Raw genomic sequence first — 253 nt, forward strand, 5'->3', positions numbered from 1 at the left:
CATCGAAGCGCAGGAAGAAGAGCGCAAGCGGCTGTCGCGAGAAATACATGATGGCCCGGCACAGATGATGGCAAACGTTTTGCTGCGCTCGGATTTGATCGAGAAGACATACCGCGAAAAAGGCGCAGATAAGGCTTTCAAGGAAATCTCTTCACTGAAGGATATGGTGAGGCAAGCGCTCACGGAAGTCCGGCGAATCATCTATGACTTGCGCCCGATGGCATTGGACGATCTTGGGCTGGTCCCGACTTTG

General features: G+C 53.4%; 1 protein-coding gene. It reads left to right on the plus strand.

What is annotated here, in order from left to right:
* Positions 1-253 (plus strand): sensor histidine kinase (locus tag R0J92_RS24895; RefSeq protein ID WP_411053654.1); only part of this gene is annotated, 253 nt, incomplete at both ends.

The organism is Tritonibacter sp. SIMBA_163, from assembly GCF_046535935.1.
Taxonomy (GTDB): Bacteria; Pseudomonadota; Alphaproteobacteria; order Rhodobacterales; family Rhodobacteraceae; genus Epibacterium; species Epibacterium scottomollicae.